The sequence below is a fragment of the Agromyces selenitireducens genome (assembly GCF_052748465.2).
The window spans coordinates 1,537,919-1,562,308 of sequence record NZ_CM188259.1; the positions used below are offsets into that span (position 1 = coordinate 1,537,919).

Below are 24,390 nucleotides of genomic sequence, written 5' to 3' on the forward strand. Positions count from 1 at the left end.
CGATCATGAGCTTCCTCGAATACGCACCCGCACCCGAGTCGCGGGCGATCCTCTCGCTCCGCGACAGCTACGGCCTCTTCATCGACGGCGAGTTCGTCGACGGCCGCGGCACCCCGTTCCAGACCTCGTCGCCCGCGACCGAGGAGCGCATCGCGACCATCGCGAACGCGAACGGCGCCGACGTCGACGACGCGGTCGCCGCCGCGCGTCGCGCCTACGACCGCACCTGGTCGCGCATGTCGGGCCGCGACCGCGGCAAGTACCTCTTCCGCATCGCGCGCCTCATCCAGGAACGGGCACGCGAGCTCGCCGTGGCCGAGTCGCTCGACAACGGCAAGCCCATCAAGGAGTCGCGCGACGTCGACGTGCCGCTCGTGGCCGCGTGGTTCTTCTACTACGCCGGCTGGGCCGACAAGCTCGACCACGCGGGCCTCGGCGCGAACCCCCGCGCCCTCGGCGTGGCCGCGCAGGTCATCCCGTGGAACTTCCCGCTGCTCATGCTCGCGTGGAAGATCGCGCCGGCGCTCGCCGCGGGCAACACGGTCGTGCTGAAGCCCGCCGAGACCACCCCCCTCACGGCGCTGCTCTTCGCCGAGATCGTGCAGCAGGCCGACCTGCCGCCCGGCGTGGTGAACATCATCACGGGCGCCGGCGACACCGGGGCGGCGCTCGTCGGGCACGACGGGGTCGACAAGGTCGCCTTCACGGGCTCGACCGCGGTCGGTCGCGCGATCGCCAAGCAGGTCGCCGGCACGAACAAGAAGGTCACGCTCGAGCTCGGCGGCAAGGCCGCGAACATCGTGTTCGACGACGCGCCCATCGACCAGGCGATCGAGGGCATCGTCAACGGGATCTTCTTCAACCAGGGCCACGTCTGCTGCGCGGGCAGCCGGCTGCTCGTGCAGGAGTCGATCCACGACGAGGTCGTCGAGCGGCTGAAGAACCGCCTGTCGACGCTGCGTCTCGGCGACCCGCTCGACAAGAACACCGACATCGGCGCGATCAACTCCGCCGAGCAGCTCGAGCGCATCAACGAGTTGTCGGAGGCGGGCGTCGACGAGGGCGCCGAGCGGTGGAGCGCGCCGTGCGAGATCCCCGAGAACGGGTTCTGGTACGCGCCGACCATCTTCACCAACGTGCAGACCTCCAACCGGATCGCACGTGAGGAGATCTTCGGGCCGGTGCTCTCGGTGCTCACGTTCCGCACGCCGCAGGAGGCGATCGCCAAGGCGAACAACACCCCCTACGGCCTGTCCGCGGGCATCTGGACCGACAAGGGCAGCCGCATCCTCGCGGTCGCCGACCAGCTCCGCGCGGGCGTGATCTGGGCGAACACGTTCAACCGGTTCGACCCGGCGAGCCCCTTCGGCGGCTACAAGGAGTCCGGCTACGGCCGCGAAGGCGGCCGCCACGGCCTCGGCGCGTACCTCGCACCCGCGTCGGTCACGTCGACCGGTCGGGGCGGCACGCCGCGCGGCGTGGAGGCCGCTGCGGCATCCCCCGACGAGAAGCCCGCACGCCGCACCCGTCGAACGTCCAAGCCCGCGAAGAAGGGAGCCGCCAAGTGAGCCGCCTCGCCGTGCCGAAGACCTACAAGCTGTTCATCGGCGGCGCGTTCCCGCGCAGCGAGTCCGGCCGCACCTACGAGGTCCTGAAGGCCGACGGCGCGTTCCTCGCCAACGCCGCGAAGGCCTCGCGGAAGGACGCGCGCGACGCCGTCGTCGCCGCGCGCGGCGCCGTCGCAGGCTGGGCGGGCGCCACCGCGTACAACCGCGGCCAGGTGCTCTACCGCATCGCCGAACTCCTCGAGGGGCGGCGGGCGCAGTTCATCGCCGAGATCGAGGACGCCGAGGGCGCCACCCGCGCCCTGGCCGCCGCGCAGGTCGACGAGGCCATCGATCGCTGGGTCTGGTACGCCGGCTGGGCCGACAAGTTCGCCCAGGTCGCCGGCAACGCCAACCCCGTCGCCGGCCCCTACTTCAACATCTCGGTGCCCGAGCCCACGGGCGTCGTCGCCGTCGTCGCGCCGCAGGACTCCTCGTTGGTCGGTCTGGTCTCGGCCGTCGCGCCGGCCCTCGTCGCGGGCAACGCGGTGGTCGTCGTCGCGAGCGAGCGGTACCCACTCTCGGCCATCTCGCTCGCCGAGGTGCTCGCCACGAGCGACGTGCCGAAGGGCGTCGTGAACATCCTGACGGGATCGCCCGCCGAGATCGCGCCGTGGCTCGCAAGCCACGCCGACGTCAACGCGATCGACCTCGTCGGAGCGGCCGACCTCGACTGGATCGACCTCGAGATCGCCGCGGCGGACACGCTGAAGCGCGTGCTGCGCCCCGAGCAGGGCCCGGATGCCGCGGCGCCGACGCTCGACCGCATCTCCGCGTTCACCGAGACGAAGACGGTCTGGCACACCAAGAGCCTCCGCTGACCTGAGCCGTCCCGGGCGAGCGCGGTCGCGCTCGGAGGATTCACAGCCGTGGCCCGGCCCGGCCCGCACCTCGCGGGCTAGGGTCGGGCCATGCGCATCCTGGTGACCGGGGCGACCGGGTACATCGGCGGTCGGCTCGTGCCGCGGCTGCTCGACGAGGGGCACGACGTGCGGGTCGTCGTGCGGCGTCCCGAGCGGCTGCGCGACGTGCCGTGGGCCGCGGGCGTCGACGTCGTGGACGGGGACCTGACGGATGCCGCGGTGGTCGGCCGGGCGATGCGCGACGTCGACGTCGCCTACTACCTCGTCCACTCGATGGGCGGTCGCGGCGACTTCGAGGACACCGAGCTGCGCATCGCGCGGAACATCGCCGCGGCGGCGAAGTCGAACGGCGTCGGGCGCATCGTCTACCTCGGCGGACTCCACCCCGATGGCGGCCGGCTCTCGCGGCACCTGCGGTCGCGCGTGCGGGTCGGGGAGATCCTGCTCGGGTCGGGCGTACCGACCATCGTGCTGCAGGCCGGGGTCATCATCGGGTCCGGCTCGACGTCCTTCGAGATGATCCGGCACCTCACCGAGGTGCTGCCGTACATGCCCGCGCCGCGGTGGGTGCGCAACTTCATCCAGCCGATCGCGGTGCGCGACGTGCTGCACTACCTGATCCGCGCCGCCGAGGCGCCGCCCGAGGTGAATCGCGCGTTCGACATCGGCGGTCCCGACGTGCTCCGGTACGGACAGCTCATGAACGGCTACGCGGTCGAGGCCGGCCTCCGGCAGCGGCCGATCGCCGCGCTGCCCGTGCTCACGCCATGGCTCGCGGGGCAGTGGGTGAACCTGGTCACGCCGATCCCCAGGCGGCTCGCGGTGCCGATCATCGAGTCGCTGCAGTTCGACTGCGTCATGCGAGAGCACGACATCGACGCGGTGATCCCGCCGCCTCCCGAGGGGCTCGTCGGCTACCGCCGGTCGGTGCGGCTGGCCCTCGAGAAGGAGCGCGCCGGCGAGGTCGAGACGAGCTGGCGCAACGCCGAGGTCGCGGGGGCGCCGAGCGATCCGCTGCCGAGCGACCCCGACTGGGCCGGGTACACCGTGTACGTCGATCGGCGCGAGCGCCACGCGGACGCGCCCGTCGATGCGCTGTGGACGGTGATCGAGGGCGTCGGCGGAGAGAACGGGTGGTACTCGTTCCCGCTCGCGTGGGCCGTCCGCGGGTGGATCGACAAGCTCTTCGGCGGCGTCGGCCTGCGGCGCGGCCGGCGCGACCCCGACACGCTGCACCCGGGCGACGCGGTCGACTTCTGGCGTGTCGAGGCGATCGAGCGGCCGAGGTTCCTGCGGTTGCGTGCTGAGATGCGCGTCCCCGGCCGGGCGTGGCTCGAGCTGTTCGCCGAGCCCGACGGCGGCGGCTCGCGCTACCGGCAGCGTGCCGTGTTCTTCCCCAAGGGGCTCGCGGGGCGGCTCTACTGGTGGTCGGTGCTGCCGTTCCACGGCATCGTGTTCGCCGGCATGGCCAATCGGATCACCGCGGAGGCGGAAGCCGCGGCATCCGCCTCAGGAAAGTAACGAAACGGTAACGACGTTGCTAGAGTGACCTGCACGGCTCGCGCAACGAGGCGCGAGGCCGAGGAAGGTCCCGATCCGTGCGCCACGCCCCCCACGCGACCGTCAGCCCGGCCGCGCCCGCCGTCCGCCCCGCCCGAACCCGATTCCGCAACCTCGCCCGCCGCGCCGCGAGACCGCCCCGCCGACACGTGCGCATCGCGCTCGCGGCCACCGGCGTCGCCGCGACCGCCTCGCTGCTCTGGACCGCCGCGACCCCCGCCGACGTGTACGCCATCGACGTGTTCGGCGCGCTGCGCCAGCCCGGCGATGCAGCGGCCATCATCGGCCACCGCGGCGACCGCTCGCTCGCCCCCGAGAACACGATGCCCGCGCTCGAGCTCGCCATGGACGAGCTGGCGTACGTCGAGACCGACGTGCGCCTCACGCGCGACGGCGTGCCCGTGCTGTTCCACGACACCGACCTCGAGCGGGTCACCGGCCGCGACGGTCGCGTCGAGGACCTCGAACTCGCCGAGCTCGAACGGCTCGACGTCGGAGCCTGGTACGGCGAGGACTTCGCCGGTGAGGCCGCCCCGACGCTCGACGCCTTCCTCGAGGCCCTCGCGGAGCGCGAGGACGCCCGCGCGCTCGTCGAGCTCAAGGCGGTCTGGTCGCCCGACGAGGTCCGGCGCGTCGTCGACCTCGTCGAACGCCACCGGCTCCGCGGTCGCGTCGTGCTGCAGAGCTTCAGCATCGAAACCCTCCAGTCCGTGCAGCGCGTCTCGCCGACCACGCCGCGGATCATGCTCATCCGGGAGCTGCCCGCCGATCCGGTGCCGCTCGCCGAGTGGCTCGGGGTCATCGGATTCGGCACGACCGCGGCATCCGTCACCGCTGCACCCGACGCCGTCGACGCCGCGCACGCCGCCGGCATCGCCGTGCTCTGCTACACGCTCAACACGCAGGACACCTGGGCGCAGGTGAGCGCGCTCGGCGTCGACGGCATCATCACCGACCAGCCCAGCGACCTCGACGAGTGGATCGCGATGACCGCGCCCGGCACGTGACGCCCGCGCTGGGCCTGGCGTGCGGGGCCGGTCAGCGGACGACGACCGCGTCGACCTCGAGCCGCGCCGCCGCCGCCGCGAACTCGGCGTGCATCGCCGTCGAGAACAGCACGAACCGCACGAGATCCGGCGATTCGGCGGCGCGCGAGGCGGCCGCGAGCGCGACCTCCGCGACGTCGTCGGCGGGCCAGCCGTACACGCCGGCCGACACCGCCGGCAGGGCCACGGACGCCGCGCCGAGCCGCGCCGCGAGCCCGAGCGAATTGCGGTACGCCGCGTCGAGCAGCCGGCGCCGTCGCGCGGCCTCGGCGCCCTCGCCGGGCCACACCGGTCCGACCGTGTGCACGACCCACCGCGCGGAAAGCCGGCCCGCCGTCGTCGCCACGGCCTCGCCCGTGGGCAGCCCATCGGGCAGCGTCGAGGCGCGCAGCGCGCGGCACTCGGCGAGGATCTCCGGTCCGCCCGCGTGGTGGATCGCCCCGTCGACCCCGCCGCCGCCGAGCAGCGACGAGTTCGCGGCGTTGACGATGGCGTCGACCCGCTCGAGCGTGAGGTCGCCGGCGACCAGCTCGATGCGCGGCATCCGTCAGCCCCGGTTGTTGGAGAGCTCGAAGATGCGCACGAGCTCGGCCACGGCCTCCTCGCGCTGGTCGCCGCCCTCCTCGTACATGTGCGACACGTGCGTGCGCAGGTGGTTCTCGACGAGCAGCTTGTTGAGCGAGCCGAGCGACTTCTGCACCGCGAGCGACAGCGTGATGATGTCGACGCAGTAGTCCTCGTTCTCGATCATCTTCTCGATGCCGCGCAACTGGCCCTCGATGATCTTCGTGCGGTGCAGGGCGCGCTTCTTGATGTCGTCGATCACCCTGCAAGGATACGCCCGAGGCGCGATACCCCGGTCGGTATCGACCGCTCGTCGGACCGGCGTGCCCGAACGGATGACGCGGGCCCGCCCGTTCGCTACCGTGAACGCATGGCCGCAACCCCGCCCGGCACCCGCCGGATGCAGCGCATGTTCGCCGCAGCGACGGCGCTCGCCGGAGCGCTCGCGCTCTGCGTCGGAGCCGCCGCAGCCGCCGCCCCGACCGCCGCCGAGCGACCCGCCGCGGCCCCGCCGCCCGTGCAGGCCGTGCCCGCCGACGTCGACGACTTCACCTTCGCGCGGTTCGATGCCGTGTACGAGCTCGGCCGCGACGCCGACCGTCGCTCCGAGCTGCTCACGACCGAGACCCTCGTCGCCGTGTTCCCCGAGTACGACCAGAACCGCGGCATCCGTCGCGCCATCCCGCGCACGTACGACGGGCATCCCACCGACATCCGCATCGTGTCGGTGACGGATGCCACGGGCGAGGCTCGCGGGTACGAGGTCGAGCGCAGCGAGGACGGCGTGTTCGAGCTCGTCACGATCGCCGCCGAGGATTTCGTGCACGGCGAGCAGACGTACGTGATCACCTACCACCAGCGGAACGTCACGTTCGATCCGGACGACCTGCCCATCCAGGAGTTCTACTGGGACGTCAACGGCACCGGGTGGGCGCAGCCGTTCGGCGTCGTCCGGGGAGAGCTGCGTCTCGACGAGGACCTGAGGCAGGCGTTCACGGGCGATGCGGCGTGCTACCGCGGGTACGAGGGCTCGTCGACGCCATGCGATGAACTCCTGATGCAGGAGGACCCGGCGGAGGAGGGGCCGGTCCTCGTGGCGACCGCAGCCGCGCTCGGCCCCTACGAGAACCTCACGCTCGCCGCCGGGTTCGCACCCGGGACCTTCGAACCGCGCGACGAGCGGTTCACGTCCTCGCCCGCGGCGATGGGGTCCGCCGCGGCGGGACTCACGGCGCTCGTGATCGCGATCCTCGCCGGCGTCTTCCGAGCGACGCGCTGGCGCGACCACCCCGGGCGCGGCATCATCGTCGCCGAGTACGAGCCGCCCGAGCGGCCGTCGCTCATGGAGGCCGCCGACCTCGTGAAGGCGCCCGGGAAGGGCATCACCGCGACGATCCTCGCCGAGGCGGTCGCCGGGCGGGTGCGCGTGGTCGAGACCGGCCGCAAGAAATACGCCGTGCAGCTCCTCGGCGGCGTCGACGGCGCCGATCGAGACGCCAGGCGCGTGCTCGCGGCGCTGTTCGGCCCGGGGGCGGCGCCCGGCGCGCTCCGAAACCTGAAGTCGCGCGACACCACCCTCGGCACCAAGCTCGTGAGCCTTCGCCGGCAGGTCCACTCGCGCGTGGCGCGCGAAGGCCTCCGCCGTCGCCCCGACCGTGGCCTCCGCGCCCTGCTCGCGGTGCTCGTCATCGCGGCCGCGGTGCTCGCCGCGATCCTCGGCATCATGGCGCTCGACGCGAGCATGGGCGGCGCCTGGCCGTGGCTGCCGATCCTCGGTGCGGGCGCCGCCGCGCTGGCGACCGTGTGGCTCGTCGCCGACGTGCGCCCGCTCACCGAGCGCGGGCGCGGGTTCCGCGACCACCTCGAGGGACTCCGCGAGTTCATCCGGCTCGCCGAGGCGGATCGGCTTCGGATGCTGCAGAGCCCGACGGGCGCCGAGCGGGTCCCCCTCGCGCAGGGCGCCGTCGCGGCCTCGGACGGCCCCGACCCCGACGCCGTGCTGCGCGTCACCGAGAAGCTGCTGCCGTACGCGGTGCTGTTCGGCCAGGAGCGCGAGTGGAGTCGCGAGCTCGCGGAGCTCTACGCCCAGCGCGGCGAGCAGCCCGGATGGTACTCGGGTCGCAGCGGCTTCAACGCGGCGGTGTTCGCATCGAGCGTCAGTTCGTTCTCGAGCGTGGCGAACTCGAGCTGGTCGGGGTCGTCGTCGAGCTCGTCCTCGGGCGGCTCGAGCGGCGGCGGCTCGAGCGGCGGCGGTGGTGGCGGCGGTGGCGGTGGCGGCGTCTGACCGGACGGCGACGCGCGGGGCTCACTCCGCCTCGTCGGCGCCCGGCTCCTCGGGCAGCACGACGCGGCGCTCCTCGTCGATGCCGACGACCTCGTCCTCCGGCTCGTCGCCCACCGGACGCTCGTCGTCGTCGGCGACCTCGGACCCGGCCTCGGCCGGGATCTCGCCGTCCTGGGCGGCTTCGAACTCGTGGTCGTCGGTGATGTCCTCGCCGAACTGCGTCGCCTCGTCCATGCACCGAGCCTAGCCCGCCGCGGTTCGGAACGCTCGGGATCCGGGACGGCATTGGCGCGGAGCGTGCCACGGCGCGTAGAATGTCCGAGGCGCCCGACGAATCCGTTCTTCGGTCCGACGGCAGGGGGAACTCGCCCCGCCATGCTCGGCTCCCGGATTCGGCGCACCGCGACGACGGCCCAGACGATCGAGCCCGTCCGGCGGTGCCGGCCACCGCGCCCGGTGGCGGGGGAGCCCGTTCGCATCGGGCCCAGACAGGGGAGGACCATTGGCCCAGACGAGGCAGCGACAGCGCACGCGTTCGCGTGACGACGACGCGCCCATCATCCCGATCCTCGCGCGGAAGGTCCGCGAGGTAGAGCAGAAGGCGCAGAAGAACAAGCTGGGCCCCACCAACCGTACGAAGTTCCAGGTGATCGCGCTGCTCATGCGCGAGGAGCGCGCGCGTGTCAAGGGCGACGGCGAGCTCGGCGACGCCGCGCGCGCCGAGCTGCTGAAGCGCCTCGACGGCATCGCGCAGATCCTCGCGAAGACCGCCGCGCGCGACACGAGCCTCATCACGCTGCTCGAGCCGGACGCCTCGATCTCGACGGTCGCGCAGCGGTTCCGCCGGGACTGGCTGCTCGAGTCGGGAGCCGAACTGAGCGAGGACGAGCTGATCATCGTGCGCGAGCCCGAACCGCAGCCCGAGCTCTCGCAGAACCAGGTGATCCCGCCGTCGGTCAAGTCGCGCAAGCTGGCCAACCCGTTCCTCCCGCCCGACTTCTCCTCGGCAGCGCAGCCGACCGTCCACGTGCGCCGACTGGCGAACTGGGAACTGCTCGGGCCGCTGTTCAAGTCGTTCGAGGCCGGCTCCGGCGGCCAGGCCGCCTCCATGGACCTGCCCGAGGCGCCCAGGGTCGACCGGCTCGCGCCGCGCGGCCTCGAGCTCATGCCGCACCAGGCGCGGTTCATCGAGGCCGCCCGCCAGGGTCACCGCCGCTTCCTCCTCGCCGACGAGCCCGGGCTCGGCAAGACCGCGCAGTCGGTCCTCGCGGCGTCCGTCGCCGGCGCCTACCCGCTCCTCGCGGTCGTGCCGAACGTCGTGAAGATGAACTGGGCGCGTGAGGTCGAACGCTGGACCCCGCACCGCCGCGCCACGGTCATCCACGGCGACGGCGACAGCGTCGACGCGTTCGCCGACGTCATCGTCGTGAACTACGACGTCCTCGACCGGCACATGGCCTGGCTGTCGACCATGGGGTTCCGCGGCATGGTCGTCGACGAGGCCCACTTCATCAAGAACCTGCAGTCGCAGCGCTCACGGAACGTGCTCGCGCTCGCCGAGCGCATCCGCCGCAACACCCCGGGCGGCGACCCGCTGCTGCTCGCGCTGACGGGCACGCCGCTCATCAACGACGTCGACGACTTCCGGGCCATCTGGCAGTTCCTCGGATGGATCGAGGGCGACCGCCCGTCGCCGGAACTGCTCGGAAAGCTCGAGGAGACCGGGCTGACGCCGGCCGACCCCGGCTTCTACGCCGCGGCCAGGCGCATCGTGATCGACCTCGGCATCGTCCGGCGCCGCAAGGTCGACGTCGCCGCCGACCTGCCGGAGAAGCGCATCGCCGACCTCCCCGTCGAGCTCGACGACGAACTGGGCCGGTCGATCCGCGCCGCAGAGCGCGAGCTCGGCCACCGCCTCGCGAGCCGGTTCCGGGCGCTCGTCGAGTCGCGCAAGCTTCGGGTCGGCGACCTCGACGAGCTCGAGCGCGACCAGTTCATCCGCGCTGTCGCGCTCTCCGAACTCGAGGAGTCGAAGTCGACCAAGTCGGCCGAGAACGTCTTCACCATGGTGCGGCGCATCGGCCAGGCCAAGGCGGGCCTCGCGGCCGACTACGCCGCGCAGCTGGCCCGATCGGCCGGCAAGGTCGTGTTCTTCGCCAAGCACATCGACGTCATGGACCAGGCGGAGGCGGCCTTCGCCGCCCGCGAGCTGCGCACCGTGTCGATCCGAGGCGACCAGAACGCGATCGCGCGCCAGCACGCCATCGACGCGTTCAACTCCGACCCCGAGGTGTCCGTCGCGGTGTGCTCGCTCACCGCGGCGGGCGTCGGCGTCAATCTCCAGTCCGCGTCGAACGTCGTCCTCGCCGAGCTCAGCTGGACCGCCGCCGAGCAGACGCAGGCGATCGATCGCGTGCACCGCATCGGCCAGGACGAGCCCGTCACGGCGTGGCGCATCATCGCCGCGCACACCATCGACGCCCGCATCGCGGAGCTCATCGACCAGAAGCAGGGCCTGGCGCTCCGCGCCCTCGACGGCAGCGACGTCGAGCCCGGCTCGGCCGACTCGGTGCAGCTCGACGCGCTGCAGCACCTGCTCCGCCAGGCGCTCGACGGCGCCCTGTAGCGGCCGGGCCCGCGGCATCCGTTCTCGTCATCGGCACGAACGGATGCCGCGAGCCCGACTAGACTCCTCGACGTTCGCGCCTCGATGATGCGGCCCCCCGCGAACGTCCACCTCACGAGGAGTCACCAGGCATGAAGATCGGCATTCTCACGAGCGGCGGCGACTGCCCCGGCCTCAACGCGGTCATCCGCGGCGCGGTGCTGAAGGGCGTCATCTCGCACGACGCCGAATTCGTGGGCTTCCGCTGGGGATGGCGCGGCGTCGTCGAGCGCGACATCATGCCGATCACCCGGCACGACGTGCGCGGCCTGTCGAAGCAGGGCGGCACCATCCTCGGCTCGAGCCGCACCAACCCCTTCGAGGGCGAGCAGGGCGGGCCCGACAACATCCGCACGATGCTCGAGGACGAGGGCATCGACGCGATCATCGCGATCGGCGGCGAGGGCACGCTCACCGCGGCGCGCCGCCTCGTCGACGAGGGCGGCCTGCCCGTCATCGGCGTGCCCAAGACCATCGACAACGACCTCGCCGCGACCGACTACTCGTTCGGCTTCGACACGGCGGTCGAGATCGCCACCGAGGCGATCGACCGGCTGCGCACCACGGCCGAGTCGCACAACCGCTGCATGGTGCTCGAGGTCATGGGCCGCCATGTGGGCTGGATCGCGCTGCACTCCGGCATGGCGGGCGGCGCGCACGCCATCCTGATCCCCGAGCAGCCGATGGGCATCGAGGAGATCTGCCACTACGTCGACTCCGTCCGCGAGCGCGGTCGCGCACCGCTCATCGTCGTCGCCGAGGGGTTCAAGCTCGACACCATGGACGAGGCGCACTCGCATCTCGGGCTCGACGCGTTCAACCGCCCGCGGCTCGGCGGCATCGCAGAGAAGCTCGCCCCGATCATCGAGGAGCGCACCGGCATCGAGTCGCGCCACACGGTGCTCGGCCACATCCAGCGCGGCGGCGCGCCGTCGGCCTACGACCGCGTGCTCGCCACGCGCCTCGGCATGGCCGCGGTCGACGCCGCGTTCGACCGCGCCTGGGGCAGCATGGTCACCCTCCGCGGCACCGACATCGCGCGCGTCACGATCGCGGAGGCGACAGGCGGACTCAACCTGGTGCCGCAGTCCCGCTACGACGAGGCGAAGATCCTCTTCGGCTGAGTCGATGGGCGACCCACGGATGCCGCTGCCGCAGGTCTGCGTCTGCTACCTGCTGCGCGAGTCCGGCGGGCGCACGGAGGTGCTCCTCGGCCGGAAGAAGCACGGGCTCGGGCGGGGCTACTTCGTCGGGCTCGGCGGCAAGCTCGAGCCGGGGGAGACCGCGGTCGAGGCGGCCGTGCGCGAGGTGCACGAGGAGTCGGGCGTCACCGTGCGCGCCGCCGACCTCGAGGCGCGAGGGCTGCTGACGTACCTGTTCCCGCACCGCGAGGCGTGGAGCCAGGAGTCGAGCGTGTTCGTCGCGCGCGCGTTCACGGGCGCGCCCGCGGCATCCGACGAGCTCGACCCGGAGTGGTTCGACCTCGACCGCGTGCCGCTCGACGAGATGTGGGACGACGCGAAGCACTGGCTTCCGGGCGTGCTCGCGGGAGGACGGGTGCGGCGCACGTTCGTGTTCGGCGAGGACCTCGCGAGCGTGGTGCATCACCGCGATCACGTCGCATAGGATCATCGGGGCTCGCCGCAGAGCCCCGGGCCGCCGTCGTCCCGCTCCGACCCCCGCTCCACCGAGCGGACCGCAGCCGAGGCGCCCCCTTCGCGCCTCCCGACCACGGGGACCACATGACCGCGACCGAGACCGAGCACCGACCCGACCCCGCTCCCCAGCCGCGCACGACGAACGCGATCGACCGTTACTTCGAGATCACGAAGCGCGGCTCGAGCGTCTCCGCCGAGGTGCGCGGGGGCATCGTGACCTTCGTGACGATGGCGTACATCGTCATCCTCAACCCGATCATCCTCTCGAGCGGCACGGACGTCGCGGGGAACGCGCTCGACTTCGCGCAGGTCGCCGCCGTGACGGGCCTCACGGCGGGCGTCATGACGATCCTGTTCGGCGTGGTCGCACGCCTGCCGTTCGCCTTCGCCGCCGGGCTCGGCATCAACTCGTTCCTCGCCGTCTCGGTGGTCGGGCAGGTCACGTGGCCCGAGGCGATGGGGCTCGTGCTCGTCAACGGCCTCGTCATCGTGCTGCTCGCCGCGACGGGCCTGCGCCGCCTCATCTTCGAGGCCGTCCCGATGCAGCTGAAGCTCGCGATCACGGTCGGCATCGGCCTGTTCATCGCGTTCATCGGCTTCGTCGACGCCGGGTTCGTCACGGCGACCGGTGCCGCGTCGCCGCCGGTCGGGCTCGGTGTCGACGGGTCCGTCTCGACGATCCCGACGCTGGTGTTCGTCATCACGCTGCTCGCGACCGGAGTGCTCGTGGCGCTGCGCGTCAAGGGCGGCATCCTCATCGGACTGCTCTCGGGCACGGTGCTCGCGCTCGTCCTCGAATCGATCCTCGACCTCGGCCCGAAGTTCGGCGCAGACGGCTCGGTGAACCCGCAGGGCTGGGGCCTGTCCGTGCCCGAGCTGCCCGCGCAGTGGGTGGGCCTGCCCGACCTCTCGCTCGTCGGCCAGGTGAGCTTCGGGAGCTTCGAGCGGATCGGCGTGCTCGCCGCACTCATGCTCGTCTTCACGCTCGTCTTCACCAACTTCTTCGATGCGCTCGGCACGATGACCGGCCTGTCCAAGGAGGCGGGCCTCGCCGACGCGAAGGGCGACTTCCCGCGCCTGCGCTCGGCGCTGGTCGTCGAAGGCGTCGGCGCGGTCGCGGGAGGGTTCACGTCGAGCTCGTCGAACACGGTCTTCATCGAGTCCGGCTCGGGCATCGGCGAAGGCGCGCGCACCGGTCTGGCCAACCTCGTCACCGGCGTGCTGTTCCTCCTCGCGATGTTCCTCACGCCGCTCACGTCGGTCGTGCCGTCCGAGGTCGCGGCCGCGGCGCTCGTCATCGTCGGCGCCCTGATGATGTCGCAGATCCGCGGCATCGACCTGTCCGACTTCAGCGTCCTCCTGCCGGTCTTCCTCACGATCACGGTGATGCCGCTGACGTACTCGATCGCGAACGGCATCGGCGCGGGCTTCATCAGCTGGGTCGTCGTGCGTGCGCTGTCGGGCAAGGCGCGCGAGATCAGCCCGCTGCTCTGGATCGTCGCGGTCGGGTTCGTGATCTACTTCACGCGCGGTCCGGTCGAGTCGCTGATCGCCGGCTGAGGGCGGCGCCATCGGACGGGTGTCCGCCGCCCCGCCGATCCGGGGGTTGGCCCCATGTCGGGGGCGACCGCGCGTCCGTAGCGTGGAGGCATCCGCTCGAACAGGAGAACCCCGCGATGACCACCGCAACCGACCCCATGACCGACCCCATGACCGCCGCCGCGCCGACTTCACCGTACGCCGTCGACTACTCCGCCGCACCCGCGGCATCCGTCGACGAGCAGCGCGGCTTCGCGATCTCGAGCCTCGTGCTCGGCCTCGTCTCGATCGTGGCGGGCTTCACCTTCGTCGTCCCGGTCGCCGGCCTCGTCCTCGGCATCCTCGCGCTGAAGCGCGAGCCGTCGGCACGGACCATGGCGATCTGGGGCATCGTGCTGAACGCCGTGATGCTCGCCGGCATCGTGATCGCCGGGCTTGCCGCGGCCGCGTTCGGCCTCTTCCTGCTGCCCTTCGTGCCGCTCGCGTTCATCTGAGCCTCGCCCGTCCTGCCGATGCCCCGGTCCACCGCGACCGGGGCATCGGCATGTCCGCAGCCTGTTCCGGGCACGCGCGCAGGCGTAGTCTGGCGCTCGGAGGGTGGCGATGGGGCGGGAACGGGGGCGACCGATCCGGGCGGCGGGCCCCGACGAGCCCGGGTACGCCGCCACCGAGGACGGGTACGTCGCGTACCGGGTGTTCGGCCACGGCCCGCGCGACCTGCTCGTGATCGGGAACTGGGCGAGCAATATCGAGGTCATCGCCGAGCACCCGTCCATGGCGCGGTACCTGGATCGCCTGGGCCGGTTCGCGCGCGTCATCTGCTTCGACAAGCGCGGCGCCGGCCTCTCCGACCCCGTGCCGCTGAACGCGCTGCCGACCCTCGAGCACTGGATGGACGACGCGCGCGCCGTCCTCGACGCCGTCGGCTCGGAGAGCGCCGCCCTGCTCGGCGACGCCGAGGGCGGGCCGATGGCGATGACCTTCGCGGCCACCTACCCGCAGCGCACCCGGGCCCTCGTCCTCGTGAACACGTTCGCGAGGATGCTCCGAGCCGACGACTACCCGATCGGGATGCCGGTCGAGACGTCGGAGAAGCTCCTCGTGGAATGGGAGCGCGGATGGGGCCGGGGCGACGTCGTCCTGCCGCTCTCGGCGCCGAGCGTCGCCGACGATCCCCAGATGCAGCGCTGGGCAGGTCGCTACATGCGGCTGTCGGCTTCGCCCGCGACCGCCACCCGGATCTACCGCTGGGTGCTCCACCTCGACGTGCGGTCGGTGCTGCCGAGCATCAACGTGCCAACGCTCGTGCTGCAGCGGCGCGACAACCGCCACTACCGGGCGCCCATGGGCCGGTACCTCGCCGAGCACATCCCCGGGGCGACGTACGTGGAGCTGCCCGGAGCCGACTGGTACCCGCCCTTCATCGACGCCGATCCGGTCCTCGACCGGATCGAGGAATTCCTCACGGGGGACCGGCCGGAGCCGACCGACGACCGCGTCCTCGCCACGGTGCTGTTCACCGACATCGTCGGCTCGACCGACTCGGCCGCGCGTCTCGGCGACCGGCGCTGGCTCGACCTGAAGGACGCGCACGACGCCCTCGTCCGGGCGCAGCTCGAACGGTACCGCGGGAAGGAGATCGCGACGACGGGCGACGGATTCCTCGCGATCTTCGACGGTCCCGCCCGCGCGGTGCGTTGCGCGTCGGACATCTCGTCGGCCGTCCGGGCCCTGGGCATCGAGATCCGGGCGGGGCTGCACAGCGGCGAGGTGGAACTCCACGACGGCGAGATCGCGGGGATCGCCGTCCACATCGCGGCGCGCGTCATGGCGCTCGCGGAGGCGGGACGGGTGCTGGTGTCCGGCACGGTGAAGGACCTCGTCGTCGGTTCGCCCATCCGGTTCGACGACCGGGGTTCGCACGCGCTCCGGGGGGTCCCGGGGGAGTGGCGCCTCTTCGAGGTCGCCGGGCTCGACTGACGGCGGCCGATGCGCCTCAGCCGTAGAAGCCGCGCAGCAGGGCCTCGGTGCCCTCGAGGTGCTCGGCCATCGCGCGCGCGGCGTCGTCGCCCGAGCCGCGCAGGATCGCCTCGACGATCGCGCGGTGCTGGTCGTCCGAGTGCGCGATATTGGGCGTGAGCAGCGGGATGCCGTCGAGGAACGCGTTGACGCGCATGCGCACGTCCGCCATGAGCGGGATCACGCTGGATGCGCCGAGCAACTCCGCGATGAGCAGGTGGAATCGCGAGTCCGCGACGCGGTAGTGCTCAGGCCCGGCGTCGTGGCAGTCCTGGTACGCCTGCCACAGCCGTTCCCGGTCGGACGCCGCGAGCGGGCGCTCCGCCGCGCGCCGCGCCGCGCCGACCTCGACGACCGCGCGCAGCGCGAGCGTGTCCTCGAGCTCGGCGGCGAGCGCCTCGGGCTCGGTCGGCGGCGCGGGGGAGTGCGGGGTGGTGTGCGCCGGAAGCGGGTCGGCGACGAACGTGCCGCCGTAGCGACCCCGTCGCGAGATCACCCAGCCCGCGTCGGCGAGCGACCCGATCGCATCGCGGAGGGTGTCGCGGCTCACCTCGAGCGTGCCCGCGAGCTCGCGCTCCGGGGGGAGGCGCTCGCCCGGGGCGATGAGCCCGAGCCGGATCGACTGCAGCAGCCGTTGCACCGTCTCCTCGAATGCGTTCGCCGGGCGGGCGGGCGTGAGCAGCAGCCCGGCGCTCAGCACCGAGGCGGGTTCGGGCGCGGGCGGGCTCGCCGCGGCATCCGTCGCCGCCCGCTCGTCGCCCGCCCCCGTGGTCATGGTTCGAGCCTAGAGTGGCGTGACGTAGGCCGAGCTGATGCCGCCGTCGACGAGGAACGTCGAGCCGGTGATGAACGAGGCGTCGTCGCTCGCGAGGAACGCGACGGCCGCGGCCAGCTCCTCGGGCTCGGCGAAGCGGCCGACGGGCACGTGCACGAGCCGGCGCTGGGCCCGCTCGGGATCCTTCGCGAACAACTCCTGCAGGAGCGGCGTGTTCACCGGCCCGGGGCACAGCGCGTTCACGCGGATGCCATGCCGGGCGAACTGCACGCCGAGCTCGCGGCTCATCGCGAGGACGCCGCCCTTCGACGCGGTGTAGGAGATCTGCGACGTGGCCGACCCGAGCACGGCGACGAACGAGGCGGTGTTGATGATGGACCCGCGGCCCTGCGCGACCATGTGCCGGAGCGCCGCGCGTGAGCACAGGTACACCGACTTCAGGTTCACGTCCTGCACCTTCTGCCAGGCGGGCAGCTCGGTGGTCTCGATCGAGTCGTCGTCGGGCGGCGAGATGCCGGCGTTGTTGAACGCGACGTCGACCGAGCCGAACACGCGGGCCGCCTCGTCGAAGAGGTGGTTCACCTGGTCCTCGTCGGTCACGTCGACCTGCACGAACAGGCCGCCGACGATGGATGCCGCGGCCTCGCCGGCCTCGCGGTCGAGGTCGCCGATCACGGCCTTCGCACCCTCGGCGGCGAGGCGCTTGGCGGTCGCCAGGCCGATGCCCGATGCGCCCCCGGTGATGACGGCGACGCGGCCGGCGAGGCGCTGGGTGAGGTCGATGCGGGTCAGGTCTGCCATGGTGCTCCTTGGGTTCAGGCCGGGTCGACGGCGAAGAAGACGTTCTTGGTCTCGGTGAAGGCCAGCGGCGCGTCGGGCCCGAGCTCGCGGCCGAGCCCCGACTGCTTGAACCCGCCGAACGGGGTCGCGTAGCGCACCGACGAGTGCGAGTTGACGGACAGGTTGCCCGACTCCACGGCCCTCGCCACGCGGATGCCGCGGCTGAGGTCGCGCGTCCAGATCGAACCCGAGAGGCCGTACTCGGTGGCGTTCGCGAACGAGATCGCGTCGGCCTCGTCGTCGAACGGGAAGACGGACACGACCGGCCCGAAGATCTCCTCGCGCGCGGCTCGCGAGTCCCGAGACGGCGTGAGCACGGTCGGTGCGAACCAGTACCCGGGTCCGTCGGGAGCGGTGCCGCGGAACGCGACGTCCGTGTCATCCGGCACGTACTCCGCGACGCGCTCGAGGTGCGCCCGCGCGACGAGCGGGCCCATCTCGGTCGTGTCGTCGGCCGGGTCGCCGACCCTCACGCTCCGCACGGCTGGCTCGAGCAGCTCCATGAAGCGGTCGTAAGCGCTGCGTTCGACGAGGATGCGGCTGCGAGCGCAGCAGTCCTGACCGGCGTTCTCGAAGACCCCGTACGGCGCCGTGGCGGCGGCGCGTTCGAGGTCGGCGTCGGCGAACACGATGTTGGCGCTCTTGCCGCCGAGCTCGAGCGTCACCCGCTTCACCTGGTCGGCGCAGCCCGCCATGATCCGCTTGCCGACCTCGGTCGATCCGGTGAAGACGATCTTGCGCACGATCGTGTTGGACACGAACCGCTCGCCGACGACCGAGCCCGTGCCCGGGATCACCTGGAACAGGCCCTCGGGCAGCCCGGCCTCGAGACCGAGCTCGGCGAGGCGCAGGCTCGTGAGCGGCGTCCACTCGGCCGGCTTCAGCACGACCGCATTGCCTGCGGCGAGCGCCGGGGCGAACCCCCACGACGCGATCGTCATCGGGAAGTTCCACGGCGTGATGACCCCGACGACCCCGAGCGGCTCGTGGAACGTCACGTCCATCCCGCCCGCGACGGGGATCTGCCGCCCGGAGAGTCGTTCGGGTGCCGAGGCGAAAAACTCGAGCACGTCGCGCACGTGGCCGGCCTCCCAGCGCGCCTGCCCGATCGGGTGGCCGGAGTTGAGGACCTCGAGCCCGGCGAGGTCCTCGACGGCGCCGTCGACCGCGTCGGCGAACCGCCGCAGCAGGCGCGCGCGGTCGGCGGGGGCGACGCCCGCCCACTCGCGCTGGGCGCGCGCGGCGCGCTCGATCGCGGCATCCGCCTCGTCGACCGTGGCCGCGGCGACGGTGGTGACGACGGTCTCGTCGGCGGGGTTGACGATGGTGTGGGTCACGCGGGGGTCCTCCTCGTGCGATGCGTGCGGGCGGCCTCGACGAGGCCAGCGAACAGGCGGCGGTCGGCGGCGTTCTCCTCGGGGTGCCACTGCACGGCGACGCCGAACGACGCACCGTCCACCTCGACGGCCTCGATGACGCCCTCGTCCGTGCGGGCGGTGACGACGAGCCCCTCGGCGACGCGGTCGATCGCCTGGTGGTGGTAGACGTGCACGTCGACGGCGCCGCCGGGCTCGTCGGTCTCCCCGAGGACCGCGTCGAGGCGGCTGCCGCGCTCGACCGCGACCCGCTTCTCGCCGAACACGGCGGGCGCGGGCTGGTAGTCGTCGTTGCCGACGACGTCCGGGAGGTGCTGGACGAGCGTGCCGCCGAGCGCGACGTTCAGCATCTGGGCACCGCGGCAGATGCCGAGGAACGGCACGTCCTCCTCGATCGCGGCGGTGAGCAGCGCGTCCTCCCACGCGTCGCGGTCGGGGCGCGGGGCGCCCGTGCGCTCGTGGGCGTCCTGGCCGTAGCGGCGCGGATCCACGTCGGCTCCGCCGGAGACGATGAGCCCGTCGATCGAGGCGAGCACGCGATGCGCCACCTCGGGCGTGACCGGCTGCGGCGGCAGCAGCACGGCGATGCCGCCGGCATCCGTCACCGCATCGAGGTACACCTTGGGCAGGAACGACGCCGGGAGGTCCCAGACGCCCGTCTGCGAACGCTCGAGGTAGGTGGTCACGCCGATGACGGGCGCGTCCGGCGAACCCGACGCGGCGGTGTCAGAGGCGCTCGAACCCACGGACCCGCTCCCAGTCGGTGACGGCCGCATCGTACGCGGCGAGCTCGATGCGCGCGTTGTTGAGGTAGTGGTCGACCACCTCGTCGCCGAAGGCCTCGCGCGCGAGGTCGGATGACCCGAACAGCTCGGCCGACTCGCGGAGCGTCGCGGGCACACGCGCGACGTCGCTCTCGTACGCGTTGCCGACGAACACGTCGCCGGGGTCGAGTTCGTGGTCGATGCCGTGCAGGCCCGCGGCGATGAGCGCGGCCACGGCGAGGTACTGGTTCACGTCGCCGCCGGGCACGCGGTTCTCGACGCGCATGCCGAGCCCGTGGCCGACGACCCGCAGCGCGCAGGTGCGGTTGTCGAGTCCCCACGCGATCGCCGTGGGGGCGAAGCTGCCGGCGACGTAGCGCTTGTACGAGTTGATGTTCGGCGCCGAGAACAGCGTGAGCTCGCGCATCGCTGCGATCTGGCCGCCGAGGAAGCGCTTGAACATCGTCGACATGCCACGCTCGTCGGCCGGGTCGCTGAAGACGGCCTCTCCGGAGTCGCTGCGGAGCGAGATGTGGATGTGGCAGCTGTTGCCCTCGCGCTCGTCGAACTTCGCCATGAAGGTGAGCGCCTTGGCGTGCCGATCGGCGATCTCCTTCGCACCGTTCTTGTAGATCGAGTGGTTGTCGCACGTGCCGAGCGCGTCGGTGTAGCGGAAGGCGATCTCCTGCTGCCCGAGGTTGCATTCGCCCTTCACGCCCTCGCAGTACATGCCGGCGCCGTCCATCGAGTTGCGGATGTCGCGCAGCAGCGGCTCCATGCGGGTCGAGGCGAGCAGCGCGTAGTCGATGTTGTAGTCGCTCGCGGCAGTGAGGTCGCGGTATCCCTTTCGCCAGGCGTCGCGATACGAGTCGTCGAAGACCATGAACTCGAGTTCGGTGCCGACGTACGCCTTCAGGCCGCGCTCGGCGAGCCGGTCGAGCTGGCGCTGCAAAATGCGGCGGGGGGAGGCCTCCACGGGCCGTTCGTCGAGCCACTGCAGGTCGGCGGTCACGAGCGCGCTCGCGTCGAGCCACGGCGCCATGCGGAGCGTCGTGAGGTCGGGCACGAGGGCCATGTCGCCGTAGCCGCGTTCCCAGCTCGACATCTCGTAGCCGTCGACCGTGTTCATCTCCACGTCGACGGCGAGCAGGTAGTTGCACGCCTCGGCGCCGTGCAGCGCGACCTCCTCGAGGAACAGGCGCGCCGAGACGCGCTTGCCGACGAGTCGGCCCTGCATGTCGGTGAACGCCACGATCACGGTGTCGACATGCCCGTCGGCGACCGCGGAGCGGAGTCCGTCGAGCGTGAGGTATCCGGTGGGTGCCGCCATGTCGGGCGCCTCCTCGCGTGGGAATGGTCGGGTTCGTCGCCCATTACATCACGCCGCGGCATCCGAGGGTAGGCATTCAACGTGGCGACAGCGGATGGCACGCGCCGAACTCGGCCAAAAAAGGTCTGTACGAGCGACCATTGGCGGTCCTATCATGTGGCGCACAGCATCGCACCCCGCGCCCGCCCCCCAGAGGCCTGCGCGATGACGGACAGGAGCGCCACATGGCGAAAGACACCCTCAAGGTCTCGGGCGTGACGTACACGACCGCCGAGCAGGGATACTTCGAGAAACGCCGACTCACCCGGGCCGCGGGAGTGTGGGGCCTCTGGGGCCTCGCCGTCGCCGCGGTCATCTCCGGTGACTTCTCCGGATGGAACTTCGGCATCGACTTCGCCGGGTTCGGCGGCATGCTGATCGCGTTCGCAATCCTCGTGGTCATGTACTACGGGCTCATCTTCTCGATCGGCGAGATGGCCTCGGCCATGCCGCACACCGGCGGTGCGTACTCGTTCTCACGGGCCGCGATGGGGCCGTGGGGAGGCTTCGTCACCGGCCTGGCCGAGACCATCGAGTACGTCGCGACGACCGCGGTGATCGTGTTCTTCTCGGCGTCGTACGCCGACGCGATCACGAGCGAGCTGCTCGGCTTCTCGATGCCCGGTCCGGTGTGGTGGATCATCCTGTACGCGATCTTCATCGGGATCAACGCGGCAGGCGCGAACATCTCGTTCAAGTTCGCGATCGTCGTCTCGATCATCTCCATCGGCATCCTGCTCGTGTTTTCGGTCATGGCGCTGTTCTCGGGCCAGTTCTCGTGGGACAACCTCTTCGACATCGCGCCCGACCCCGGCCAGAGCGCGTTCCTCCCGCACGGCGTGCTGCCGATCCTGTTCGCCCTGCCGTTCGCGATGTGGTTCTTCCTCGGGATCGAGGAGCTGCCGCTCGCGGCCGAGGAGTCGCACAACCCGGTCAAGGACATCCCCCGGGCCGGCATCATCGCGCGTGCCACGCTGATCGTCACGGGTCTCCTGGTGCTGTTCCTCAACACCGGCGTCGTCGGCGCAGCCGACACGGCCGTCGCAGGCGAGCCGCTGCTCGACGGCTTCCGAGTGATCGTGGGCGACGGGCTCGCGGCCGTGCTCGCACTGTTCGCGCTGATCGGCCTGCTCGCGTCGCTGCAGGGCATCATGTTCGCGTACGGACGCAACATGTACTCGCTCTCGCGCGCCGGGTACTACCCGAAGTTCCTCTCGCTGACCGGCAAGCGGCAGACGCCGTGGGTCGCGCTCGTCGCAGGCGCGGTGATCGGCTTCGTCGCGCTCCTCGTGCTCGATCTGCTCGCACAGGTCGACGCCGAGGGCGCGGGCGCGGTCGCGGGCGCGATCGTGCTGAACATCGCGGTGTGGGGTGCCGTGCTCGCCTACCTCCTGCAGATGATCGCGTACGTGATCCTGCGCAGGAGGCACCCGGACATCAAGCGCCCGTACCGCAGCCCGTGGGGCGTGCCCGGCGCGATCACCGCGGCGGCGATCTCGGGCCTCATCTTCCTGGGCTTCCTGCTCAACCCGACGTTTGTCCCGGCGATCATCGCCATCGCGGTGGTGTACGCGGTCATGCTCATCGGCTTCGGCGTCTACGGCCGCAACCACCTGGTCCTCTCGCCCGAGGAGGAGTACGCGGTCTCGGGCGGCCTCCACGGCGATCCGCAGGCGGAGGGCTACGGCGGCAGGGTCGAGGAGGAGATCCTCGCCATGGACGGCGTCGACGAGACGGCCGGCGAGCCGAAATCGGCAGCCGCCGAGCCGAAGGCGTAGCCGGCGCACGGGCGGACGGCGCACGAAACGTGCGCCGTCCGCCCGGCGACGCACGGAAGCGCCGAGGACGCTGCGAACGGCGCCGCGGGGCTCGCGAGTAGGCTCGACACGACCCCGCGCGGCGACCCCGCGCACCCGCAGAGGCGATGGAGCCATACGTGTCGACGATCCGACCATCCCACCCGACTGCCGTGAGCGAATCAGCGGAGGACCCGGTGCTCACCGCGAACTTCCAGGGCCCGACCCGCACCGAGACCGACTCGCTGGGCTCGGTCGAGGTGCCGGCCGACGCGTACTGGGGCGTGCACACCATGCGCGCCCTCGAGAACTTCCCGATCTCCAAGCGCCCGATCTCGGTCTATCCGGAGCTCGTCGTCGCCCTCGCACAGGTGAAGCAGGCCGCCGCCCGGGCCAACAAGGAGCTCGGGGCGCTCGAGCCGCAGAAGCAGAAGTGGATCGACGAGGCGTGCCAGCGGATCATCGACGGCGAGTTCCACGACCAGTTCGTCGTCGGCGTCATCCAGGGCGGCGCGGGCACGTCGACGAACATGAACGCGAACGAGGTCATCACCAACGTCGCGCTCGAGATCTCCGGCCACCCGAAGGGCCGCTACGACCTCCTGCACCCCATCGACGACGTCAACCGCAGCCAGTCCACGAACGACACGTACCCGACCGCCGTGAAGCTCGCGATGACCGCGTCCCTCACGACGATGCTCATCCAGCTCGACCAGCTGCGCATCTCGTTCGGCCGCAAGGGGCGCGAGTTCCACGAGGTGCTGAAGGTGGGCCGCACCCAGCTGCAGGACGCGGTCCCGATGACGCTCGGGCAGGAGTTCCACAGCTTCGCCACGACGCTCGGCGAGGACATCGCCAGGCTCCGCGAGACGATCAAGCTGCTCTCCGAGGTGAACCTGGGCGCGACGGCGATCGGCACGGGCATCACCGCCGACCCGGGCTACGCCGCCGCCGTCGTGCGCCACCTCAGCGAGATCACCGGCCAGCACCTCGAGACCGCGCCCGACCTCGTCGAGGCGACGAGCGACACGGGCGTGTTCATGACCTTCTCGAGCGCGCTGAAGCGCAGCGCCATCAAGCTGTCGAAGATCTGCAACGACCTGCGGCTGCTCTCGTCGGGTCCGCAGGCGGGCCTCGCCGAGATCAACCTGCCGCCCAAGCAGGCCGGCTCGAGCATCATGCCCGGAAAGGTGAATCCGGTCATCCCCGAGGCCGTCAGCCAGGTCGCCTACGCGGTCGCGGGGGCGGATGTCACGGTCATGATGGCCGCCGAGAACGGCCAGTTGCAGCTCAACGCGTTCGAGCCGGTCATCGCGCACTCACTGCTGCAGTCGATCACGTGGATGCGCCAGGCGTGCTGGACCCTCCGGGTCAACTGCGTCGACGGCATCACCGCGAACACCGAGCGACTCGAGGCGCAGGTCGCCTCGAGCGTCGGCGTCATCACCGCGCTCATCCCGTTCATCGGCTACACCGAGGCGGCGAAGCTCGCCAAGCAGGCGCTCGCCACCGGACGGCCGGTGGCCGACCTCGTCGTCGAGGCGGGGCTCATGACCCGTGAGGACGTGACGCGGCAGCTGTCGCCGTCACGACTCTCGGGCGTCCATCCGATCACCCAGACGATCGCCGTGGTGCAGCGGAAGGGCGAGCCGAGCGACTGACGCGAGC

21 protein-coding genes are annotated in these 24,390 nt (G+C 71.7%); 13 read left to right on the forward strand and 8 right to left on the reverse strand.

Annotated features, from left to right (window positions below; all coding sequences use genetic code 11):
• Positions 1 to 5: 5 nt before the first annotated feature.
• The 4 genes from ACULK4_RS07140 (at position 6) to ACULK4_RS07155 (ending at position 5,034) form a co-directional block, all read left to right on the forward strand.
• On the forward strand, positions 6 to 1,568 hold the full coding sequence (locus tag ACULK4_RS07140; RefSeq protein WP_445965434.1) for an aldehyde dehydrogenase family protein: 1,563 nt from the start codon (positions 6 to 8) through the stop codon (positions 1,566 to 1,568).
• Positions 1,565 to 2,425: an aldehyde dehydrogenase family protein gene (locus ACULK4_RS07145; protein WP_445965435.1), complete on the forward strand. Its 861-nt coding sequence runs from the start codon at positions 1,565 to 1,567 to the stop codon at positions 2,423 to 2,425. Before ACULK4_RS07140 ends, ACULK4_RS07145 begins: the two co-directional genes overlap by 4 nt.
• Before the next feature lie 90 nt (positions 2,426 to 2,515).
• Positions 2,516 to 3,988 (forward strand): SDR family oxidoreductase, encoded by a 1,473-nt coding sequence (locus ACULK4_RS07150; RefSeq protein WP_445965436.1) that lies wholly within the window; start codon positions 2,516 to 2,518, stop codon positions 3,986 to 3,988.
• Positions 3,989 to 4,065: 77 nt separating this feature from the next.
• Positions 4,066 to 5,034, forward strand: coding sequence for a glycerophosphodiester phosphodiesterase (locus ACULK4_RS07155; protein ID WP_445965437.1), 969 nt, complete (start codon positions 4,066 to 4,068; stop codon positions 5,032 to 5,034).
• Between the two features lie 31 nt (positions 5,035 to 5,065).
• On the opposite strand, the gene ACULK4_RS07160 is transcribed toward ACULK4_RS07155, so the two are convergent.
• Both ACULK4_RS07160 and ACULK4_RS07165 read right to left on the reverse strand, forming a co-directional pair.
• Positions 5,066 to 5,617 (reverse strand): O-acetyl-ADP-ribose deacetylase, encoded by a 552-nt coding sequence (locus ACULK4_RS07160; RefSeq protein WP_445965438.1) that lies wholly within the window; start codon positions 5,615 to 5,617, stop codon positions 5,066 to 5,068.
• Positions 5,618 to 5,620: 3 nt separating this feature from the next.
• Complete coding sequence (locus tag ACULK4_RS07165) at positions 5,621 to 5,899, reverse strand: metal-sensitive transcriptional regulator (RefSeq protein WP_445965439.1); 279 nt, start codon at positions 5,897 to 5,899, stop codon at positions 5,621 to 5,623.
• 108 nt (positions 5,900 to 6,007) lie between these two features.
• Here ACULK4_RS07165 and ACULK4_RS07170 point away from each other — a divergent pair, with 108 nt between their 5' ends.
• Positions 6,008 to 7,921 carry a DUF2207 family protein gene (locus tag ACULK4_RS07170; RefSeq protein WP_445965440.1) on the forward strand — a complete coding sequence of 638 codons (1,914 nt, stop codon included), beginning with the start codon at positions 6,008 to 6,010 and terminating at the stop codon, positions 7,919 to 7,921.
• Positions 7,922 to 7,942: 21 nt separating this feature from the next.
• On the opposite strand, the gene ACULK4_RS07175 is transcribed toward ACULK4_RS07170, so the two are convergent.
• Complete coding sequence (locus ACULK4_RS07175; RefSeq protein WP_445965441.1) at positions 7,943 to 8,155, reverse strand: hypothetical protein; 213 nt, start codon at positions 8,153 to 8,155, stop codon at positions 7,943 to 7,945.
• A 268-nt stretch (positions 8,156 to 8,423) separates the two neighbouring features.
• Between ACULK4_RS07175 and ACULK4_RS07180 the strand changes: the two genes are divergently transcribed.
• The 6 genes from ACULK4_RS07180 to ACULK4_RS07205 all read left to right on the forward strand — a co-directional run bounded on the left by ACULK4_RS07180 (position 8,424) and on the right by ACULK4_RS07205 (position 15,763).
• Positions 8,424 to 10,547, forward strand: a complete 2,124-nt coding sequence (locus tag ACULK4_RS07180) for a DEAD/DEAH box helicase (protein ID WP_445965442.1) — start codon at positions 8,424 to 8,426, stop codon at positions 10,545 to 10,547.
• A 131-nt stretch (positions 10,548 to 10,678) separates the two neighbouring features.
• A complete protein-coding gene (locus ACULK4_RS07185; RefSeq protein ID WP_445965443.1) occupies positions 10,679 to 11,710 on the forward strand; it encodes a 6-phosphofructokinase in 1,032 nt (343 codons plus the stop codon).
• Between the two features lie 4 nt (positions 11,711 to 11,714).
• The gene (locus tag ACULK4_RS07190; protein WP_445965444.1) at positions 11,715 to 12,212 is read left to right on the forward strand and encodes an 8-oxo-dGTP diphosphatase; all 498 of its coding nucleotides are present in this window, start codon (positions 11,715 to 11,717) and stop codon (positions 12,210 to 12,212) included.
• A 116-nt stretch (positions 12,213 to 12,328) separates the two neighbouring features.
• A complete protein-coding gene (locus tag ACULK4_RS07195) occupies positions 12,329 to 13,804 on the forward strand; it encodes an NCS2 family permease (RefSeq protein ID WP_445965445.1) in 1,476 nt (491 codons plus the stop codon).
• A gap of 116 nt (positions 13,805 to 13,920) precedes the next feature.
• A complete protein-coding gene (locus ACULK4_RS07200; RefSeq protein WP_445965446.1) occupies positions 13,921 to 14,277 on the forward strand; it encodes a DUF4190 domain-containing protein in 357 nt (118 codons plus the stop codon).
• Between the two features lie 109 nt (positions 14,278 to 14,386).
• Positions 14,387 to 15,763, forward strand: coding sequence for an adenylate/guanylate cyclase domain-containing protein (locus ACULK4_RS07205; protein ID WP_445965447.1), 1,377 nt, complete (start codon positions 14,387 to 14,389; stop codon positions 15,761 to 15,763).
• A 16-nt stretch (positions 15,764 to 15,779) separates the two neighbouring features.
• On the opposite strand, the gene ACULK4_RS07210 is transcribed toward ACULK4_RS07205, so the two are convergent.
• The 5 genes from ACULK4_RS07210 to ACULK4_RS07230 are packed head-to-tail and all read right to left on the reverse strand — an operon-like array spanning position 15,780 to position 20,887.
• Complete coding sequence (locus ACULK4_RS07210) at positions 15,780 to 16,577, reverse strand: FadR/GntR family transcriptional regulator (protein ID WP_445965448.1); 798 nt, start codon at positions 16,575 to 16,577, stop codon at positions 15,780 to 15,782.
• A 9-nt stretch (positions 16,578 to 16,586) separates the two neighbouring features.
• On the reverse strand, positions 16,587 to 17,378 hold the full coding sequence (locus tag ACULK4_RS07215) for a 3-oxoacyl-ACP reductase (RefSeq protein WP_445965449.1): 792 nt from the start codon (positions 17,376 to 17,378) through the stop codon (positions 16,587 to 16,589).
• Between the two features lie 14 nt (positions 17,379 to 17,392).
• Complete coding sequence (locus ACULK4_RS07220; RefSeq protein ID WP_445965450.1) at positions 17,393 to 18,754, reverse strand: aldehyde dehydrogenase family protein; 1,362 nt, start codon at positions 18,752 to 18,754, stop codon at positions 17,393 to 17,395.
• On the reverse strand, positions 18,751 to 19,539 hold the full coding sequence (locus ACULK4_RS07225; RefSeq protein WP_445965451.1) for a gamma-glutamyl-gamma-aminobutyrate hydrolase family protein: 789 nt from the start codon (positions 19,537 to 19,539) through the stop codon (positions 18,751 to 18,753). Before ACULK4_RS07225 ends, ACULK4_RS07220 begins: the two co-directional genes overlap by 4 nt.
• A complete protein-coding gene (locus ACULK4_RS07230) occupies positions 19,520 to 20,887 on the reverse strand; it encodes a glutamine synthetase family protein (RefSeq protein WP_445965452.1) in 1,368 nt (455 codons plus the stop codon). The genes ACULK4_RS07225 and ACULK4_RS07230 overlap by 20 nt, the downstream gene beginning before the upstream one ends.
• Before the next feature lie 224 nt (positions 20,888 to 21,111).
• On the opposite strand from ACULK4_RS07230, the gene ACULK4_RS07235 reads away from it, so the two are divergent.
• Together ACULK4_RS07235 and ACULK4_RS07240 are read left to right on the forward strand one after the other, a co-directional pair.
• A complete protein-coding gene (locus ACULK4_RS07235; RefSeq protein ID WP_445965453.1) occupies positions 21,112 to 22,704 on the forward strand; it encodes an amino acid permease in 1,593 nt (530 codons plus the stop codon).
• Between the two features lie 146 nt (positions 22,705 to 22,850).
• A complete protein-coding gene (locus tag ACULK4_RS07240) occupies positions 22,851 to 24,383 on the forward strand; it encodes an aspartate ammonia-lyase (RefSeq protein WP_445965454.1) in 1,533 nt (510 codons plus the stop codon).
• Positions 24,384 to 24,390: the final 7 nt, after the last annotated feature.

Coding starts and splice junctions, on each gene's coding strand:
- ACULK4_RS07240 (WP_445965454.1), top strand. CDS start 22,851: ATGGAGCCATACGTGTCGACGATCCGACCATCCCACCCGACTGCCGTG.
- ACULK4_RS07235 (WP_445965453.1), top strand. CDS start 21,112: ATGGCGAAAGACACCCTCAAGGTCTCGGGCGTGACGTACACGACCGCC.
- ACULK4_RS07210 (WP_445965448.1), bottom strand. CDS start 16,577: ATGACCACGGGGGCGGGCGACGAGCGGGCGGCGACGGATGCCGCGGCG.
- ACULK4_RS07230 (WP_445965452.1), bottom strand. CDS start 20,887: ATGGCGGCACCCACCGGATACCTCACGCTCGACGGACTCCGCTCCGCG.
- ACULK4_RS07185 (WP_445965443.1), top strand. CDS start 10,679: ATGAAGATCGGCATTCTCACGAGCGGCGGCGACTGCCCCGGCCTCAAC.
- ACULK4_RS07170 (WP_445965440.1), top strand. CDS start 6,008: ATGGCCGCAACCCCGCCCGGCACCCGCCGGATGCAGCGCATGTTCGCC.
- ACULK4_RS07150 (WP_445965436.1), top strand. CDS start 2,516: ATGCGCATCCTGGTGACCGGGGCGACCGGGTACATCGGCGGTCGGCTC.
- ACULK4_RS07160 (WP_445965438.1), bottom strand. CDS start 5,617: ATGCCGCGCATCGAGCTGGTCGCCGGCGACCTCACGCTCGAGCGGGTC.
- ACULK4_RS07200 (WP_445965446.1), top strand. CDS start 13,921: ATGACCACCGCAACCGACCCCATGACCGACCCCATGACCGCCGCCGCG.
- ACULK4_RS07195 (WP_445965445.1), top strand. CDS start 12,329: ATGACCGCGACCGAGACCGAGCACCGACCCGACCCCGCTCCCCAGCCG.
- ACULK4_RS07215 (WP_445965449.1), bottom strand. CDS start 17,378: ATGGCAGACCTGACCCGCATCGACCTCACCCAGCGCCTCGCCGGCCGC.
- ACULK4_RS07190 (WP_445965444.1), top strand. CDS start 11,715: ATGGGCGACCCACGGATGCCGCTGCCGCAGGTCTGCGTCTGCTACCTG.
- ACULK4_RS07175 (WP_445965441.1), bottom strand. CDS start 8,155: ATGGACGAGGCGACGCAGTTCGGCGAGGACATCACCGACGACCACGAG.
- ACULK4_RS07140 (WP_445965434.1), top strand. CDS start 6: ATGAGCTTCCTCGAATACGCACCCGCACCCGAGTCGCGGGCGATCCTC.
- ACULK4_RS07205 (WP_445965447.1), top strand. CDS start 14,387: ATGGGGCGGGAACGGGGGCGACCGATCCGGGCGGCGGGCCCCGACGAG.